General features: G+C 37.7%; 18 protein-coding genes. 12 read left to right on the top strand and 6 right to left on the bottom strand.

What is annotated here, in order from left to right:
• Positions 1-97 precede the first annotated feature (97 nt).
• The 3 genes from ACJ2A9_RS22915 (at position 98) to ACJ2A9_RS22905 (ending at position 2,504) form a co-directional block, all read left to right on the top strand.
• Positions 98-718 (top strand): flavin reductase family protein, encoded by a 621-nt coding sequence (locus ACJ2A9_RS22915; protein ID WP_441424019.1) that lies wholly within the window; start codon positions 98-100, stop codon positions 716-718.
• A gap of 145 nt (positions 719-863) precedes the next feature.
• Complete coding sequence (locus ACJ2A9_RS22910) at positions 864-2,042, top strand: diguanylate cyclase (RefSeq protein WP_441424018.1); 1,179 nt, start codon at positions 864-866, stop codon at positions 2,040-2,042.
• 42 nt (positions 2,043-2,084) lie between these two features.
• Positions 2,085-2,504, top strand: a complete 420-nt coding sequence (locus ACJ2A9_RS22905; protein ID WP_441424017.1) for a DUF1801 domain-containing protein — start codon at positions 2,085-2,087, stop codon at positions 2,502-2,504.
• Between the two features lie 100 nt (positions 2,505-2,604).
• Here ACJ2A9_RS22905 and ACJ2A9_RS22900 read toward each other — a convergent pair whose 3' ends face one another.
• Positions 2,605-3,297: a response regulator transcription factor gene (locus tag ACJ2A9_RS22900; RefSeq protein WP_441424016.1), complete on the bottom strand. Its 693-nt coding sequence runs from the start codon at positions 3,295-3,297 to the stop codon at positions 2,605-2,607.
• A gap of 139 nt (positions 3,298-3,436) precedes the next feature.
• On the opposite strand from ACJ2A9_RS22900, the gene ACJ2A9_RS22895 reads away from it, so the two are divergent.
• The 7 genes from ACJ2A9_RS22895 to ACJ2A9_RS22865 all read left to right on the top strand — a co-directional run bounded on the left by ACJ2A9_RS22895 (position 3,437) and on the right by ACJ2A9_RS22865 (position 9,736).
• The gene (locus tag ACJ2A9_RS22895; RefSeq protein WP_441424015.1) at positions 3,437-4,390 is read left to right on the top strand and encodes an alpha/beta hydrolase; all 954 of its coding nucleotides are present in this window, start codon (positions 3,437-3,439) and stop codon (positions 4,388-4,390) included.
• 43 nt (positions 4,391-4,433) lie between these two features.
• Positions 4,434-6,068 carry a flavin-containing monooxygenase gene (locus ACJ2A9_RS22890; protein WP_441424014.1) on the top strand — a complete coding sequence of 545 codons (1,635 nt, stop codon included), beginning with the start codon at positions 4,434-4,436 and terminating at the stop codon, positions 6,066-6,068.
• 63 nt (positions 6,069-6,131) lie between these two features.
• On the top strand, positions 6,132-7,076 hold the full coding sequence (locus ACJ2A9_RS22885) for an alpha/beta hydrolase (protein ID WP_441424013.1): 945 nt from the start codon (positions 6,132-6,134) through the stop codon (positions 7,074-7,076).
• 163 nt (positions 7,077-7,239) lie between these two features.
• Complete coding sequence (locus tag ACJ2A9_RS22880; protein WP_441424012.1) at positions 7,240-7,383, top strand: hypothetical protein; 144 nt, start codon at positions 7,240-7,242, stop codon at positions 7,381-7,383.
• A 147-nt stretch (positions 7,384-7,530) separates the two neighbouring features.
• Positions 7,531-8,166 (top strand): FMN-dependent NADH-azoreductase, encoded by a 636-nt coding sequence (locus ACJ2A9_RS22875; protein ID WP_441424011.1) that lies wholly within the window; start codon positions 7,531-7,533, stop codon positions 8,164-8,166.
• Positions 8,167-8,328: 162 nt separating this feature from the next.
• A complete protein-coding gene (locus tag ACJ2A9_RS22870) occupies positions 8,329-9,195 on the top strand; it encodes an SDR family oxidoreductase (protein WP_441424010.1) in 867 nt (288 codons plus the stop codon).
• 283 nt (positions 9,196-9,478) lie between these two features.
• Positions 9,479-9,736: a hypothetical protein gene (locus tag ACJ2A9_RS22865; protein ID WP_441424009.1), complete on the top strand. Its 258-nt coding sequence runs from the start codon at positions 9,479-9,481 to the stop codon at positions 9,734-9,736.
• 251 nt (positions 9,737-9,987) lie between these two features.
• Here the strand turns inward: ACJ2A9_RS22865 and qoxD are convergent, their stop codons facing one another.
• From qoxD to ACJ2A9_RS22840, 5 genes are all read right to left on the bottom strand, one after another.
• Positions 9,988-10,269, bottom strand: a complete 282-nt coding sequence (gene qoxD, locus ACJ2A9_RS22860) for a cytochrome aa3 quinol oxidase subunit IV (protein WP_441424008.1) — start codon at positions 10,267-10,269, stop codon at positions 9,988-9,990.
• Between the two features lies 1 nt (position 10,270).
• Positions 10,271-10,867 (bottom strand): cytochrome aa3 quinol oxidase subunit III, encoded by a 597-nt coding sequence (gene qoxC, locus ACJ2A9_RS22855; RefSeq protein ID WP_441424007.1) that lies wholly within the window; start codon positions 10,865-10,867, stop codon positions 10,271-10,273.
• Positions 10,867-12,813 carry a cytochrome aa3 quinol oxidase subunit I gene (gene qoxB, locus ACJ2A9_RS22850; protein ID WP_441424020.1) on the bottom strand — a complete coding sequence of 649 codons (1,947 nt, stop codon included), beginning with the start codon at positions 12,811-12,813 and terminating at the stop codon, positions 10,867-10,869. The genes qoxC and qoxB overlap by 1 nt, the downstream gene beginning before the upstream one ends.
• Positions 12,814-12,870: 57 nt before the next feature.
• Positions 12,871-13,761, bottom strand: coding sequence for a cytochrome aa3 quinol oxidase subunit II (qoxA, locus tag ACJ2A9_RS22845; protein WP_441424006.1), 891 nt, complete (start codon positions 13,759-13,761; stop codon positions 12,871-12,873).
• Between the two features lie 480 nt (positions 13,762-14,241).
• A complete protein-coding gene (locus ACJ2A9_RS22840; protein WP_441424005.1) occupies positions 14,242-14,442 on the bottom strand; it encodes a CDGSH iron-sulfur domain-containing protein in 201 nt (66 codons plus the stop codon).
• Positions 14,443-14,685: 243 nt separating this feature from the next.
• Between ACJ2A9_RS22840 and ACJ2A9_RS22835 the strand changes: the two genes are divergently transcribed.
• Both ACJ2A9_RS22835 and ACJ2A9_RS22830 read left to right on the top strand, forming a co-directional pair.
• Positions 14,686-15,741: an LLM class flavin-dependent oxidoreductase gene (locus ACJ2A9_RS22835; protein ID WP_441424004.1), complete on the top strand. Its 1,056-nt coding sequence runs from the start codon at positions 14,686-14,688 to the stop codon at positions 15,739-15,741.
• A 134-nt stretch (positions 15,742-15,875) separates the two neighbouring features.
• Entirely contained in the window at positions 15,876-16,103 is a 228-nt protein-coding gene (locus tag ACJ2A9_RS22830; protein WP_441424003.1) for a hypothetical protein, read from the top strand.
• The last annotated feature ends 520 nt before the right edge of the window (positions 16,104-16,623 follow it).

The following is a 16,623-nucleotide window of genomic DNA, read 5'->3' as shown; positions in this document are numbered from 1 at the left end:
TTTTTTCTTGAAATATTAATCTGAAACACATGGTAGAAATTATCATGTGTTTTTTGATATGGTAAAATAAAGGAAAAAAGTTATGGAGTGAATTATATTGGAAATTAGTTCTAAAGATTGCACACCTAAAGATCTATATAAATTATTGTCAGGAATCATAGTTCCACGTCCAATTGCCTTTGTTTCAACAAAAAGTGCTGATGGAATTGATAATGTGGCGCCATTTAGTTTTTTTAATGTCGTTTCAAGCGATCCACCTATAGTTATGTTTTCAATAGGAGTACGTAATGGTGAGAAAAAAGATACGTTAAAAAACATTGAAAATAATGAAGAGTTTATAGTTAATCTCGTAAATGAAAAAATTGCTCAAGCGATGCATAATTCGGGAGCTGATTTTAGACCAGAGGTAAGTGAGTTTGATGAAATTGGGTTAACAAGAGTAGCAGCAACGAAGATACATTGTATGTCAGTGAAAGAATCTCCTATTCAACTCGAGTGTAAGTTAGAACAAGTGATACCAGTTGGAAAGAATTATATGGTATTAGGTAGGGTTGTTCATTTTCGAATTGACGATCACCTCTATATTGATCCTTTTAAAATTGACATTGCAAAATTCAATCCTATTGGCCGTTTAGCTGGGAAGAGTTATTCTTATACGAAGGATGTTTTTGAGCTTGAAAGAAATGTAGATCAAGGAAAATTAATCAAAAAAAAATAACGGTATTTATGGGAGGTTCCGTAACAAAAAAAAGTTGCGAGACCTCCCTTTGTTATTAGTAATGAGGGTTATTATTCTATCTAAATATTTGAAAATTGTATATAATTGAAATTGTTAAAATTAAATATGAGTATGGTGATATAGTGTGGAATTGCTGCTTGATATGAAAACTATTTTTATTATTCTTTTTGTTGGACATGTCTTTTCATTGATATTAATTAGCGCATATTGGCGAGAGCATAAGAAAGATCAAATACTTAATTATTTCTTTGTTGCAAAGTGCTTACAGGCTATTGCTTGGATTTTTTTAACGCTTCGAGGAGGTATACCAGATGTTTTTACTATATCTTTAGCGAATACTGCACTTTTTCTCGGTTTATCGTTTGAAACGATGGCCCTGTTAAAACTGAGACAAGCTTTTACTAATAAGATAAAAAAGTTTTATTTATTTATTACGATATTTAATATTGCAGGTTTTCATATGATCATTTTAATGCATAATGTTGAAAGTTTTAGAGTAGCATTTGCTTCCATTATGTCTGCGGTAGTCATTATTATTCCAGCATATCGATTTATTACTGAGAGAAAGTCATCGTTATTATCGAAAATGATGGGGTATCTCTATTTGCTTGTCATTCTATCATTAACTAGCAGGGGTGTTGCAGCTTTAATAACAAATCAAACAATGGGATTATTCACTCCAGGGCTAATTCAAAGCTTTTCATTTTTAACTCTGTTTCTTGTTATGTTTTTAGGCAATATGGGCTTTATTTTTTTATTAAAGGAAAAAACGGATGAGGAACTAGTTCGTATAGCTAGTTATGATGATTTAACGAATACTCTGAATCGTAGAACGTTTATCGAACGAGCCACTCAAATTATTTATGAATGTAAGAAACAAAAAAAGCCAGTATCATTTTTACTATTTGATATTGATTTTTTTAAGAAAATAAATGATAAGAATGGCCATGATATAGGTGATAAGGTTTTGATCGACCTAAGCGAACGGATTCATCAGGAGCTTCGTTCAAATGATTTATTTGGACGATATGGAGGGGATGAATTTGCGATATTGCTTCCGGAAATGGAAGAGGGAGAGTCAACAGATTTTGCTGAGCGAATTCGAAAAGAAATTGAAGTCGCAAAATTTACCGGGTTACCGCTAAACTATACACTAAGCTTTGGAGTTGTAACGGTGATCCCGGAGGAGAATACGAACATCGATAGTTTATATGTTACGTGTGATAAAGCCCTTTACTTGGCAAAGCAAAGGGGAAGGAATTGTGTCTGTCGAATCTCATGTGAAGCAAAAAAAAATGCTTGAAAGTATTTAAAATATAGGTGATAAAAAGGTAGGTGAAATTTCATGTACGAACTAAAAACAAAGCCGAATGACAGCAGTGTCATTGAATTTATAGAAAAAGTTGAAAACCCAAAAAAACGTGAGGATGCATATCAATTATTAGATATTTTTACTGAAACGACTGGATATGAAGCAAAAATGTGGGGAACGAGTATTATTGGCTTCGGTTCCTATCATTACAAATATAAGAGTGGACATGAAGGTGATGCGGCATTAGTCGGTTTTTCACCTCGGAAAGCAAAAATCAGTCTATATTTTGCCCCGGGTGATACAAAGCGGGAAGACCTTTTGCAGGACTTTGGAAAGCATACAACTGGAAAAGGTTGTGTGTACATTAATAAAGTCGCTGATATCGATGTTGAAGTCCTAAAGGAATTAATTATGCAATCGATAACATTTTTACAAGAAATGTATCCTAATTAATATGTAGGACAACAAGGCCCGTTATGATGTGCTTCATAACGGGTTGATTCTTGTTCAAAAATTATTTAAATAGATAAGAGTAATCTACTATACTGCATTGTTAAGAAATCATTCCTCTTCGAAATAGCTCGGCAACAGCTTGTGAACGGTTTTGTGCGTTGAGTTTTTTAACTGCGGTTTTTACATACTGAATCACAGTCACTTCACGAATGCCCATTGTTGCTGACATTTCCTTTGTGCTTTCTCCCATAGAGATACGCCGCATTACTTCCATCTCCCGCTTACTTAATAATACAGAATCCTCCGGGCTGTACTTATCGATGATTTTGCCAACAAGCTTACCAAAATGTGTAACTTGTGAAAGCAAGTCATCATCAACAATTGTTCCTTCTTTGAATTCGTTTGTACATATGTAACCAGTCGAGAAATTACCAAAACATATAGGTACAACAAGTAAGCAATTAATATGTGACGGTAGGATATACTTACTGCTTACGTTTAAAAAGTGCTCCACACCAGTACAATATTTAGCTTTTCTCTCTCTTAAAGCTGAGTAAATGGTAGGTAGAGAGCGAATGTCATCTCTATTATCTCTGATGTGAGTAAAGCCAGTTGAAAATAGAGCTACAATTCCTTCTCCAACATAACCTAAAGGAGAGTAACGAAATAGATAACCATTTTTGACTGGAAATAGCTCCAAATACACTTCTAGAAGTTTGTATAATTGTTCTTCATGGCTTGAAATCTTTTCCAATTTTTGTATTTTTTCCTGAATGGTAGAATAAGAAGTCATATTACCATCTCCTTTTTTAGGTAGTAATATATTGAAAATTAGGAATATTCTAATTATACAAAAAATTATATCATTTAGATAGACATTACAATGAAAGAATGTCTCAAATTTTCTATTATTGGATGAAAGGATGATCTTATTGCCTCAATTAGATCCACAATCGATCGTTTACTTGGAAGGGTTTAATCAAATGCCAGTGATTCAATCAATGGAACCACAAACAGTAAGAGAAATGTTCGCTCAAGCTCCTCCTGTAGAAGTTGAATTAGCACCGCTTGCGAAAATTGAAGACCATATTATTTCGGTTGGACAAGAGCAGGATGACGAAATTACGGTAAGGATCTATACTCCGGAAGGACAAGGGCCTTTTCCACTTTTTGTATACTATCATGGTGGTGGCTGGGTTATCGGTGATATTGAATTAGCTGATGCAACGTGTCGAATGATTGCCAATCGTACGGGTAGTATTGTTGTTTCAGTCGATTATAGACTCGCTCCAGAGTATAAGTTTCCGGTTCCAGTCCAAGATTCGTATGCAGCGCTACAGTGGGTGGAGGAAAATGCTGAGGTGATAAATGGAAACGCTTCCAATATTGTTGTAGGCGGCGATAGTGCAGGTGGAAATCTAGCTGCAGTCGTTTCAATGATGGCAAGAGATCAAAACGGTCCACAAATTAAAGCGCAGGTTCTCATCTATCCAGTGACAAATTTAAGCTATGATACAGAATCGTACAAGCAATTTGAGAAGGGGTATGGATTAGATCGAGATTTGATGATTTGGTTTGGTGATTATTACATCCGAAATGAAGCAGATAAAAAGAATAGCTATGTTGCTCCTTTGTTAGCAGAAGATGTAACTAACCTTCCGCAAGCCTTCGTCATTACAGCGGAATTTGATGTGCTTAAAGATGAAGGTCAAGCGTATGCGAAACGGTTACAGGAAGCAGGAGTAAAAGTGGAGACCAATTGTGAGGAAGGTCTTGTTCATGGATATTTTCTTAATATGGCTATCTTCCCAGAGCGAATTAAGGGGACGATTTCAAATATTGCTCAGTTTTTAAATGAGGCTGATATAACGGTAAAAAATACTTAATCTATAAAGTTTGAAATCAATCAATTTAAAGGAGGACGAAAAAATGGCGTTAAACCAATCAAAGAATAATGAGGTAAACCATTTGGATGCAATTGTTATTGGTGCAGGGTTCTCAGGGATGTATATGCTTTACCGCTTGCGGGAAGCTGGATTATCGACTCGTGTCTATGAGGCTGCAGGTGGCGTTGGCGGTGTGTGGTATTGGAATCGTTATCCGGGTGCACGCTGCGACTCTGAAAGTATTTACTACAACTATACATTCTCCGAGGAGCTTTATAAGGAATGGTCTTGGACTTCGAGGTATCCAGAGCAACCTGAAATTTTAGAATATCTAAACTTTGTTGCCGATAAGTTCCAATTACGTCCGGACATGCAATTTAACACTCGAATTACCTCGGCTGTTTATGATGAAGGGACAAACCTGTGGCACATTCAAACTAATACGGGTGAGAATGTGACCGCAAAATATTTTATAACTGGAGTAGGTTGTATCTCTACTGCTAATGTACCGAATATAAAAGGATTGGATCATTTTGAAGGTGAGTGGTACCATACTGGTCATTGGCCGCATGAAAAAGTTGATTTTAGCGGAAAACGAGTAGGTCTTATTGGAACTGGTTCAAGTGGGATTCAATCAATCCCGGTCATCGCCAAAGAGGCCGGCCACCTAACAGTTTTTCAACGAACACCGCAGTTTAGTGTGCCAGCAAAAAACCATCGCTATGATCCTGAGTTCATTCGTCAGACGAAAGAAAATTATGCTGAAATTCGAAGACATATGAAAGAATCGGTTGCGGGTTTAAATGCGACTTTTGGTGAACGTTCTGTCCTAGATGATACACCTGAACAAAGACAGAAAGTGTTACAGGCGTCATGGGATAAAGGAGGCTGGGCGATCTTATTTGCTTATAATGATCTTCTTGGTAATGAAGAGGCGAATAAAATTGTTGCCGATTTCGTCCGTTCAAAAATCAGTGAAATTGTCGATGATCCAGAAACGGCTCAGAAACTAACACCTGATCATTTCTACGGAACGAAACGGGCGATCATTGATACGGAATATTTTGAGACATATAATCGAGAGAATGTGAGTCTCGTTGATGTTAAAAAGGCGCCGATTCAAGAAATTACGTCAAAAGGAATACGGACTGCGGATGGGGAGTATGAACTGGATACAATCGTCTTTGCGACTGGTTTTGACGGAATGACGGGTTCATTGTTTAAGATTGATATTCAAGGCAGAGATGGTGTGTCTTTAAAAGAAAAATGGGAAAATGGGGCTGCGACGAGAACGTATCTCGGCCTAGCAACGGCTGGCTTCCCGAATTTATTCATGATTACTGGCCCTGAGAGTCCTTCCGTGCTGGGGAATATGCCTGCAGCGATTGAGCAGCATGTTGACTGGGTGATGGATTGTATTCAACACATGCAGGACAACGGTGTTGATATGATCGAAGCGAATAATGAGGCAGAAGAGAACTGGAGCAAGCATTGCCGAGAGTTAGCTGATGCAACATTATATACAAAGACGGATTCTTGGTACACAGGAGCCAATATTGAAGGAAAAGCTCGTGGCTTCCAAATTTATGTTGGCGGGTATGGCCCGTATCGTCAAATTTGTGATGAAGTTGCCCAAAAAGGTTATGAAGGATTTTCTCTGAGAGTTCTTAGTAAATAATCGTTTTCATAGTCTATGAAATATTAAACTAGTTATGAAATGAATAAAGGAGGAATTACTGTTATGGCACTTGATCCTCAAGCAAAATTTATTTTAGAACAAATGGAATTGGCTGGTGCGCCACCTATGGAAACGTTATCTCCTGAGGAGGCAAGAGCATCCGCGGACTTTTCTCTTTTGGCTGGGGAGCCTGAAGATGTCGGAAGCGTAGAAAATCGTTTGATTCCAGGACCAGAAGGGGACATTCCAGTTCGAGTTTATACACCAAAAGGCGAGGGACCATTCCCGGCATTGGTTTATTACCACGGCGGCGGCTGGGTTATTGGTGATCTGGATACTGTTGATGTTCCGTGCCGCCTTTTAACAAATAAAGCTAATTGTGTTGTGATATCTGTTGATTACAGATTGGCACCTGAGCATAAATTCCCGGCAGCCGCTGATGATGCTTATGCAGCTGCAAAGTGGGCAGCCGATCACGGATCAGCAATTAATGTTGATCCTTCGCGAATTGCTGTTGGTGGTGATAGTGCCGGTGGAAATCTTGCTGCTGCTGTTGCATTAATGGCCCGGGATAAGGGAGAACTTTCGCTGGCTTATCAATTGCTTGTCTACCCAGTGACTAACCATTCCTATGATACGGTTTCATATTTTGAAAATGCAGATGGCTATTTGCTGACAAAGGATACAATGGTTTGGTTTTGGGATCATTATTTGCGAACGGAAGAAGATAGCGCTAATCCGTATGCATCACCACTACAAGCAGAGGATCTAAGTGGGTTACCACCAGCATTAGTTCTTACTGCTGAATTTGATCCACTGCGAGATGAAGGTGAGGCCTATGCGAAACGTCTTACAGAAGCTGGTGTTTCTGTAGAGGTGAAACGTTATGACGGATTGATTCACGGCTTTTTCTGGATGCCTGCTGCATTGGAAAAAGGAAGAGAATCGATCGACCTGGCTGCAGCTGCATTAAAGCAAGCATTTCAATTAGAGCAAAATCAACGATAGATAAAACAGGGATGAAAAAGGACACTTTATTCATAATGGAGTGTCCTTTTCATAATAATAGGGTGTTAAATACAATTCAGAAAATTCTACAAAAATAGTACTTTTTATCCACGTAAATAATTAGTACAATAGATGTAAATACTATTTTTGGAGGTGTTGAGTGGTGGATCAAAAACCAATTCATTATGATGGAAGTCGTCAAGATAACGGAATTGCAAAAGAAGAAGCGATTGAGCAGTTTGTTTTGACGGATGAAATGAGAGTAAATATTAGTGGTAATCCGTATCATAACGAAATAAGTGAATAAAGTTTTTGATGAAAGAGTGTCTACTTTTGCAGACATTCTTTTTTCGTCTGTACCCATTTTTTTCTTCTAGTTCCTACATAAATTCCAAAGCTCTAACTAATAATAAAATGAAAATGTAAAATGAAGAATAGAAAGGGAAGAAATGACATGACGAAGATTATGTATATTACAGCACATCCACATGATGATACAATGTCATACAGTATGGCAGTAGGAAAAGCATTTATAGAAACGTATAAAGAAAAGAATCCAGATCATGAAATTATACATATGGACCTTTATAAGGAAAATATTCCTGAAATTGATGTTGATGTATTTAGCGGCTGGGGAAAGCTTCGTTCGGGAGGAAGTTTTGATCAACTATCAGAAGAGGAAAAAGCTAAGGTTGGCCGTCTAAATGATTTGGTTGATCAGTTTGTTGCTGCTGATAAATATGTATTTGTTACGCCATTATGGAATTTCTCGTTCCCTCCTGTGATGAAGGCCTATATTGATGCTGTATCCGTAGCTGGAAAAACATTTAAATATACGGAGCAAGGTCCTGTAGGATTATTAACAGATAAAAAAGCGCTTCATATCCAAGCGCGAGGTGGAATTTATTCTGATGGTCCTGCTGCCGCTATGGAAATGGGACATCGTTACCTTGATATTATTAGACAATTTTATGGTATCCCATCATTTGAAGGGTTATTTGTTGAAGGACATAATGCGATGCCTGATAAGGCGGAAGAAATAAAAGAAAATGCAATTGCACGAGCAAAGGATTTAGCACATACGTTTTAAGAAAAAGAGCCGGGGGGCTCTTTTTCTAATAACGACGATAGTTCTCTTTAAAAGTATGAAAGCCAAGTATCTTCCTGCATGACTACTAAATAGGTGCATCGTTTACATAATAGATGGTTATAGTAACGAAAGATTATTCTAAAGAAGGAGATGAGATGCAAGATGGATGTAAGTAGCTTACCAACATCATTTCCACCACAGCATCAGAATGAGCAGCCTGGTATTGAAGCAGAGATGAATCCGCGTCCAATATATGATGATCCTGCATACATAGGGAGTGGAAAGTTAGCAGGTAAAGTGGCTTTAATAACTGGAGGCGACAGTGGGATTGGACGTGCTGTTGCGATTGCTTTTGCGAAGGAAGGTGCTAATGTTGCTATATCTTATTTAAATGAAAAAACTGATGCCGAAGAAACTAAGCAGCTGGTGGAAGCGAAAGGTGTGAAGTGTTGTTTACTTCAAGGTAATATTGAAAAAGAAGAAGTTTGTCAGCAAATCGTTAGTAATACTGTCAATACGTTTGGGAAGTTAGATGTTCTTGTAAATAACGCTGCTTTCCAAACTGTTCAAGCGACAATAGCGAATATATCAATGGAGCAGCTAGAAAAAACATTCAAAACAAATATTTTTTCCTATTTTCATTTTACAAAGGCAGCTTTACCGTATTTGAAAAAAGGGAGTTCCATCATCAATACGACATCTGTTACAGCATACGAAGGTCATGATCAGCTCGTTGATTACTCGGCGACAAAAGGAGCAATCGTTACATTTACAAGGTCGTTATCTGAGCAGATTGTCGGACAAGGTATTCGTGTAAACGGGGTAGCTCCAGGACCAGTCTGGACACCGTTAATTCCGGCCTCATTTTCAGAAAGTCATGTCGCAACGTTTGGCAGTAATACACCGATGAAACGAGCTGGACAACCATTTGAAGTGGCCCCAGCCTATGTGTTTTTGGCATCCAATGATTCCTCTTATATTTCTGGTCAAATCATACACGTAAATGGCGGAAAAATTGTAAATGGTTAGTTTTTAATATAAATACCGCAAACAAATTAAAATACATGTAAAAATGACCATCGATGTATTGGTCATTTTTACATGATATCAGTAGATTTCTTGTTACTTTCCTCGGGCTAATCACCGGGCTTTTTTCCCTTGACGGGATGCAACTATACATGGTCGCGCTTATAATACTCCCTCTTTTTTTAGCAACTTACAGATAATAGAAAAGTTTTGAACAATTTGTGAACAAAAGTTTGACAATTGTGTGAACTTTGTGAATAATATATGTAAAGGAGGCTGAAATTTTATGGAAGCTAAAGTGAATATCTTACAAGCAGTTAAGATCATTGGCGGAATTGTACTCAGTTTAGGAGTAGCGATGTTTGTTTTTGGATTTTTTGCAAACGGTTTCAGCATATTAACACCAATAGGAATTGGTACAATGATGGGAGCGGTGTTTATTTTTTTAATGGGTATCTTTTTTGTAGCAACTGAGGAGATGCTTCAGAAGAGATACAAAGGAATTAAGGTTGTTACTCCTGTCAAACTAAGTAGTGTTAAATGATAAGGCAGGAAATGATTAAGAGGACATTTGTTCCCTTATTTAGATCAGGAAGCCGAAAAATACAGTGCAGTAGGACGTCTGTTCCGTTATCGTCTAAAAATAGTAATAGTTTTGAGATTTATGTAGGCATTACGGAACAAATGTCCAAAATGAGTAAAAAAGATTGTTTTTTCAATAGATAACGGATTTGATGTCCGCAAATCTAGTTAAATACAAAAAACACCGCAAAGATGCGGTGCTTTCTTGATGAATTACATATCCCAAACCATTGCGAGTAACGTACCAAATATCGTTACAAGAGCAATAATAACTCCGTAGTAAACGTTCGTGTAGATGGCTGCTTTATCTTCTGTTTCTCCAGCGTGCATGAAGACAACGAGCTGCAGACCTGCTTGCACGAATGCTGTTATGAGAAGAATCGTCATCCCGACTGCAAATGACATATCAAAGAAATAAACAGCAAGTGCAACGGCAGTAAGGACTAATGAAAAGACAAAGCCCATGACTTGTTTTCGTGGGAATAATTCAGCCATTTTACATCATTCCTTTCAGATAGATAAAGCTAAAGATGAAGATCCAAATCACGTCCAAGAAGTGCCAATAAAGTGAGAAAATGAACGATTTATTAGCAGTTTCCGGTGTTAAGCCGCGTTTTTTCACTTGCATCATAATAAAGATACCCCAGAACAAACCAAGTGTTACGTGTGCTCCGTGTGTTCCTAATGTCGTAAACAGGATCGATGTAAAGGCACTTGTTTGTATTCCGGCACCGACGTGAACAAAGTGAACAAACTCATAAATTTCAACAGCCAAAAAGCCTAGACCAAGTAATAATGTAATGCCAAAGAACGATAGCATCGCTTTCGTATGACCAATTCGCATGGCATGAATCGCAAGACCAATCGTAAAGCTACTTGTTAATAGTAGGACTGTATTAATAATAACAGGCCCAATTCCAAAAATCTCGGCACCCGTTGGACCGCCAGCAGTGCGGTCAACGAGGGTAAAGTACGATGCAAACAATGTTGCAAATAGCATAATTTCGGCACCGAGGAAGATCCAAAATCCTAAGATTTTTAAACGACCTTCTTCAGATTGATATTCTAGTGGAAGCGAGTGATCGAGTTTCATTAGCTAGCACCTCGCAATTTCGTTTCAGTTTTTTCGATTTCTTCGACGGAAATGTAGTGCCCGTGATCTTTTTCGAATGAACGGTAAGCCATACAAGCAAAAATCCCGATCGTTGAAAGAATAAGTGGTATCCACATACTAAATACAAATGTGAATCCCCAGACGAAGAAGATACAACTCATAATAAATGGTAAACCGCTGCTGTTTGGCATATGAATTTTTTCATAATCGCCTTTGAATAATTCGTGACCATTTTTCTTAGCATCCCAGAATGCTTCACTAGTACGTGCTTCTGGTGTAATCGCAAAGTTATACTCTGGTACCGGTGTGTGTGTTGCCCACTCAAGTGTACGAGCATTCCAAGGGTCAGAACCGATATCTCTTGAAGCGTAACGAACACTATAATAAATGTTGTAAACAATTAACGCAAAACCAATGGCCATAATGATTCCACCAACAAATGAAACCATATTTAATGGTCCAAATCCAGTTGCTTCAGAGTACGTGTACATACGACGTGCTTGCCCATCAAGACCTGTGATATACATCGGAATGAAGGCTAACACAAAGCCGATTGAAAGTAACCAAGCAGTCCATTTACCGATACGCTCATTAAGCATAAAGCCGAACATTTTTGGCCAATAGTAAGTTAATCCTGCAAGCATTGCGAATACAACACCTGGAATAATTACGTTGTGGAAGTGAGCAACTAAGAACATCGTATTATGATATTGATAGTCTGCTGCTGACATCGCAAGCATTACCCCGGTAACTCCGCCTAGTGTGAATAACGGAATGAACAATACCGAGTATAACATTGGCGTTGTCATCTCGATTTTTCCTTTCCATAGTGTTAGTAGCCAGTTAAAGATCTTCACCCCTGTAGGAATCGCAATGGCCATCGTTGTAATAGAGAAAATACTATTTGTTAGTGGTCCTTGACCCATTGTAAAGAAGTGGTGGACCCATACGAAAAAGGATAAAAGTGAGATAATAACCATCGACCAAACCATTGACTTATAGCCATAAAGGTTACGGCGTGCAAACGTTGAAATGATTTCACTATAAATACCAAATGCCGGTAAGATTAAAATGTAAACTTCAGGATGTCCCCAAACCCAGAACAAGTTGGCCCAAAGCATATCCATTCCGCCATTATCCATTGTAAAGAAGTTTGTACCAAATAGACGGTCCATTGTTCCCATTGCAAGGGCTACTGTTAACACAGGGAAAGCGAAAACGATAATTACGTTAGCGATTAGCGCTGACCAAGTAAACATTGGCATTTTCATTAATGTAATACCAGGAGCTCTCATTTTAAGGATTGTTGTAATAAAGTTAATACCTGTCATTAATGTACCAATCCCGGCAATTTGAATCGCAATCATATAATAGTTCGTTCCGACATGAGTGCTAAATTCGTTACCTGCCAACGGGAAGTAGGACGTCCAGCCTGCATCAGGTGAACCCCCAATGACAAACGAAATATTAAAGAGCATTGCCCCCATAAAGAATAACCAGAAGCTTAAGGCATTCAAACGTGGGAACGCAACATCACGCGCTCCAATTTGCAGTGGTACAACAAAGTTCATAAAGAACATAATAAATGGCATTGCCATAAATAAGATCATAACGATCCCGTGTGTTGTGAAAATTTCATTATAGTGTTGGGCATCAAGGATTGTATTATCAGGTACAGCAAGCTGAGCCCGCATCATAATTGCATCGACACCACCACGGAAAAGCATGAGTAGGGCAGCGATCAAATACATAATCCCGATTCGTTTATGGTCAACAGTTGTTAACCATTCACGCCATAAGTAGCCCCATTTTTTAAAATATGTTAAACCAGCGATAATAGCAATAGTCGTTAAAGCAATCGCAACCATTGATGCGTAAATTGCTGGACTTGGGTGGGGAATGGCAAATCGACTAAAATAATCCATCATTGTATGACTCCTTTCTAGTCAGGTAAACAATTAATCTAAAAAACTAACAACTTATTAATGTGCGCTATGATCTGCTTCAATCATTTTATCGTGATCATGATCTGAATCAGTGGTTCCGTGGTTATGCTCCGGAGGCGGTGAGAAATCTAAGTGAGTTCCAGTAAACGTCATACGGCCAAGATGACCTGGCTCTAGTAATTCCTTGAATTTTTCTTCTGTTAAAGGTTCAGCCCGTTTTTTTACTTCTTCAACCCATTCATCAAAATCTGATTGTGGCATTGCTGTTACATCAAAGATATTTTCAGCAAAGCCTTTTCCACTAAAGTTCGCATTTCGACCCATATATTCACCAGGAACATCAGCGGCTAAGTGTAATGTCGTTATCATGTCGGCCATCGCATATTTTTGACCGCCGAGCTGCGGAATCCAGAAACTTGTAATCGGACCGTGGGAATAAAGCTTAAATTCAAGTGCTCGATCTGTTGGAATATATAAATAGTTGACTGTTTCAATTCCTTCTTCTGGATAACTAAAGTGCCATTTCCAGTTTGAAGATGAAGCGTAGACTACTAAAGGCGGCTTATCTTCATATCCTTGGGGTGTTGCTTCAACGATATAGTTACTTTTAACAGAAACAATGGAAAGGAAAATGATAATAATCACCGGAATCCCAACACAAACTGCTTCAACAATTGGATTCCCTTCAATGTGAGGTGGTTCATAATCGTCACTTTGCTTGGAAGCACGATATTTGAATAACATAAACACTAAAATCGCACAAACGGCAACAACAATAAATGCCATTACCCACATTGACAACATAATGTCACCAGCTAGCCTTTCAGCTTGTGGCCCTTTAGGATCTAAAACCAATAATGGTTCACATCCTGTAAGCACTGTGCCAATAGTGATAATTAGCATTAAAAAAAACCATTTGAATTTCATGGATGACGTACCCCTTTCATTTTTATAAAAAACGGAATTGTTAAATGAGTGATAAGCTGTGATTTAAATCACAATGTATAAATTAAACTTAATACCATTTGATTAAAAACACAATTTAAATGTGAACAATGTCACAAATTGTTCAGAAATGCACCAATGAATGGAAATGTAGTAATTGAAAGTAAAAAGACGTGCAAAAAGGCGAGGGAGAGGCATTTGAACCTATTGTTAAGATACTTTGTTTTAGGAATGAGGGAGAATTATGGATTTTATCGTTCCGTTAATGGCTACTCTTATTTTAGGGGCTTACAAAAAAATTTTCTGAACATATCTATTACAAATTATATAGACTAGCAGGCTTTCTGTTTGGATTAGTGATGCTTGCTCTTATCCTTTTGCTTTGGTTCGTTGCGAAAATTTTATAAAAAAATAGCCCTCACTAATTAAAATGAGGACTTATTTTTTCGCTTTTTATCGTGTTTATTTCGTAGATTCTGCTCTAACAATACTATCAAATTTGCCTTTATGGGCCCCGTCACAGAAAGGTTTTTTCTTAGAAAGACCGCATCTGCATAAAGAAAAAGTTTCTTTCGTTTCGATTTTATTTCCTTCACCATCGATTAATTCTACATCTCCGGTTACCCTTAAAGAACCATTATCATTTACTTTGATTGTTACCATTTTATTTCCTCCCTTTTTATAAAATTTTATCCAAGTTAAAAAGGGAATAGTCCAAATTAATAAAAATTCCTTGTATCCATTTTGTGTTTTTACCAAATAATAGGCATTTTAATTGTATTCTTAATTTCACTTAGTATACGATTTAAGTACCTTTCTAGAAAAGGGAAACGATTTTGAGAATGGATGGGAAAAATATAATAAGTATAAAATAAAAAATAAAAAATGAAGGGGAGGAATGTTTGTATGGAGATTGGAATAAGCACGTTTGTTGAGACAACACCAGATCCGGTAACCGGTAAGGTCATTAGTCATGCCCAGCGTATACAGGAGGTCGTAGAGGAAATTGTACTGGCTGATCAAGTAGGATTGGATGTCTTTGGTGTTGGTGAGCATCATCGTGAGGATTTTGCCGCTTCATCTCCAGCGGTTGTGCTTGCTGCTGCAGCATCGCAAACAAAACGGATACGATTAACAAGTGCTGTTACAGTGCTTTCTTCAGCAGATCCAGTCCGTGTGTTTCAGGATTTTGCTACTCTTGACGCCATTTCGAATGGCCGTGCTGAGATCATGGCTGGACGTGGTTCATTTATAGAATCTTTTCCGTTATTTGGCTATAACTTAAATGATTACAATGAGTTGTTTGAAGAGAAGTTAGAATTGTTGTTAAAAATACGAGAATCTGAGAAGGTAACATGGCAAGGTGGACATCGGCCAGCAATACAAAATCTTGGAGTCTATCCTAGGCCTGTTCAAAATCCGTTACCCGTATGGATAGGTAGTGGCGGGAATTCAGAATCAGTCGTCCGTGCCGGCCGTCTTGGATTGCCGCTTGTTTTAGCGATTATTGGTGGAAGTCCGATGCATTTCGAACCGCTTGTCCGGTTATATCAACGATCTGCTACTCGTGCTGGTCACGATGCCTCAAAGCTACCGGTAGCATCTCATTCGCACGGATTTATTGCTGAAGATAGTGAGGTAGCAGCTGATAAATTTTTCCCATCTACTCAATATGTCATGAATAAATTAGGTCGTGAGCGAGGGTGGGGACCATATGATCGAAGAAGCTTCGATGCTGCTCGCAGCTTTGAAGGCGCATTGTACGTCGGTGATCCAAAGACGGTTGCTGAGAAAATTATTCACCTGCGTAAGAACGTAGGAGTAACTCGCTTTATGTTGCATGTACCGGTTGGGACAATGCCGCATGACGATGTGATGAGTGCAATAGAACTGCTAGGGAAGAAAGTTGCCCCAATCGTACGCGATGAAATAACAAAATGGGAGAACGCAGACAATTCGTAAGTGATGACTTATGATTACTGATTTTTGTTTTATATGAATATGAATGAGCCAATCTCTATCTTGTGAATAAACAATAATATTAAGTGAAATCTATACTACATACGAATTTGAGTTCACAAGGAGGTTTCAAAGTATTGGCGGATTATGAAATTAAGAATATGATTATTGACGATGGCTTTGATAGTGAGGAATATGTGACTGCTGATTTTTCCTATGATATGAAAGATTATAGTATTACATTTAAAAAAGCAGATCTTGAAGTCCTTAATACTTGGGTCTTTGAAGAGAATTCGTCTTTTCCGGCAAATTTATCAGATGAAATGGTTGAATCGATTAGAGAAGATATTAAAAGGAGGATATAGCTAGAGGCCAAAAGGTATGTTAATTGTCATTACAATTAACATACCTATATTACGTTTCTCTTTCATCTACTTCCAATTGAATATGTTTGACTCGATCGGAAATAAGGTCTTCTTTCTCTTGAATAAAAAGTATGGTCCCAGTATAACTGAAAAAGGGGATTAATAATAAATTTCATGAATACCCGTCATTTTTTTGCAAAGGATAGTCTCGAGGATAAGAGCTTTAAATATAAAAAAGAATACTGCAAAACAAGATTGATTTCTTTCATTGATTGGATATTTATTTTATTTGCCTGCAATATTAGGATAGTAAGAGGGATAAAATTGTATTGTCTTATCATTTTAATTATGTTAAATTAATAACTCTGAGCAAAACGAGGTGTTTTTTTAAAAAAAGATTACAAAACACTTGCGCAGAATTAAATGGCATGATATAGTATTACTTGTCGCTGATGAGCGAGCAAATGCATTAGATTCTAACGAAATAACTTTTGAAAAAGTTGTTGCGTAGAATTAAATT

The organism is Anaerobacillus sp. MEB173, from assembly GCF_052119505.1.
In the GTDB taxonomy this organism is placed as follows: Bacteria; Bacillota; Bacilli; order Bacillales; family JBJMAU01; genus JBJMAU01.
Note: the sequence above shows the minus strand (reverse complement) of the source record. Positions and strands in the feature narration are given on the sequence as shown.

Bases quoted from the DNA above. Each gene is read 5' to 3' on its own strand.
- ACJ2A9_RS22905 (WP_441424017.1), top strand. From the start codon at position 2,085: ATGTACGAACTAAAAACAAAGCCGAATGACAGCAGTGTCATTGAATTT.
- qoxD (WP_441424008.1), bottom strand. From the start codon at position 10,269: ATGGCTGAATTATTCCCACGAAAACAAGTCATGGGCTTTGTCTTTTCA.
- qoxA (WP_441424006.1), bottom strand. From the start codon at position 13,761: ATGAAATTCAAATGGTTTTTTTTAATGCTAATTATCACTATTGGCACA.
- ACJ2A9_RS22875 (WP_441424011.1), top strand. From the start codon at position 7,531: ATGACGAAGATTATGTATATTACAGCACATCCACATGATGATACAATG.
- ACJ2A9_RS22885 (WP_441424013.1), top strand. From the start codon at position 6,132: ATGGCACTTGATCCTCAAGCAAAATTTATTTTAGAACAAATGGAATTG.
- ACJ2A9_RS22890 (WP_441424014.1), top strand. From the start codon at position 4,434: ATGGCGTTAAACCAATCAAAGAATAATGAGGTAAACCATTTGGATGCA.
- ACJ2A9_RS22865 (WP_441424009.1), top strand. From the start codon at position 9,479: ATGGAAGCTAAAGTGAATATCTTACAAGCAGTTAAGATCATTGGCGGA.
- qoxC (WP_441424007.1), bottom strand. From the start codon at position 10,867: ATGAAACTCGATCACTCGCTTCCACTAGAATATCAATCTGAAGAAGGT.
- qoxB (WP_441424020.1), bottom strand. From the start codon at position 12,813: ATGGATTATTTTAGTCGATTTGCCATTCCCCACCCAAGTCCAGCAATT.
- ACJ2A9_RS22840 (WP_441424005.1), bottom strand. From the start codon at position 14,442: ATGGTAACAATCAAAGTAAATGATAATGGTTCTTTAAGGGTAACCGGA.
- ACJ2A9_RS22900 (WP_441424016.1), bottom strand. From the start codon at position 3,297: ATGACTTCTTATTCTACCATTCAGGAAAAAATACAAAAATTGGAAAAG.
- ACJ2A9_RS22870 (WP_441424010.1), top strand. From the start codon at position 8,329: ATGGATGTAAGTAGCTTACCAACATCATTTCCACCACAGCATCAGAAT.
- ACJ2A9_RS22835 (WP_441424004.1), top strand. From the start codon at position 14,686: ATGGAGATTGGAATAAGCACGTTTGTTGAGACAACACCAGATCCGGTA.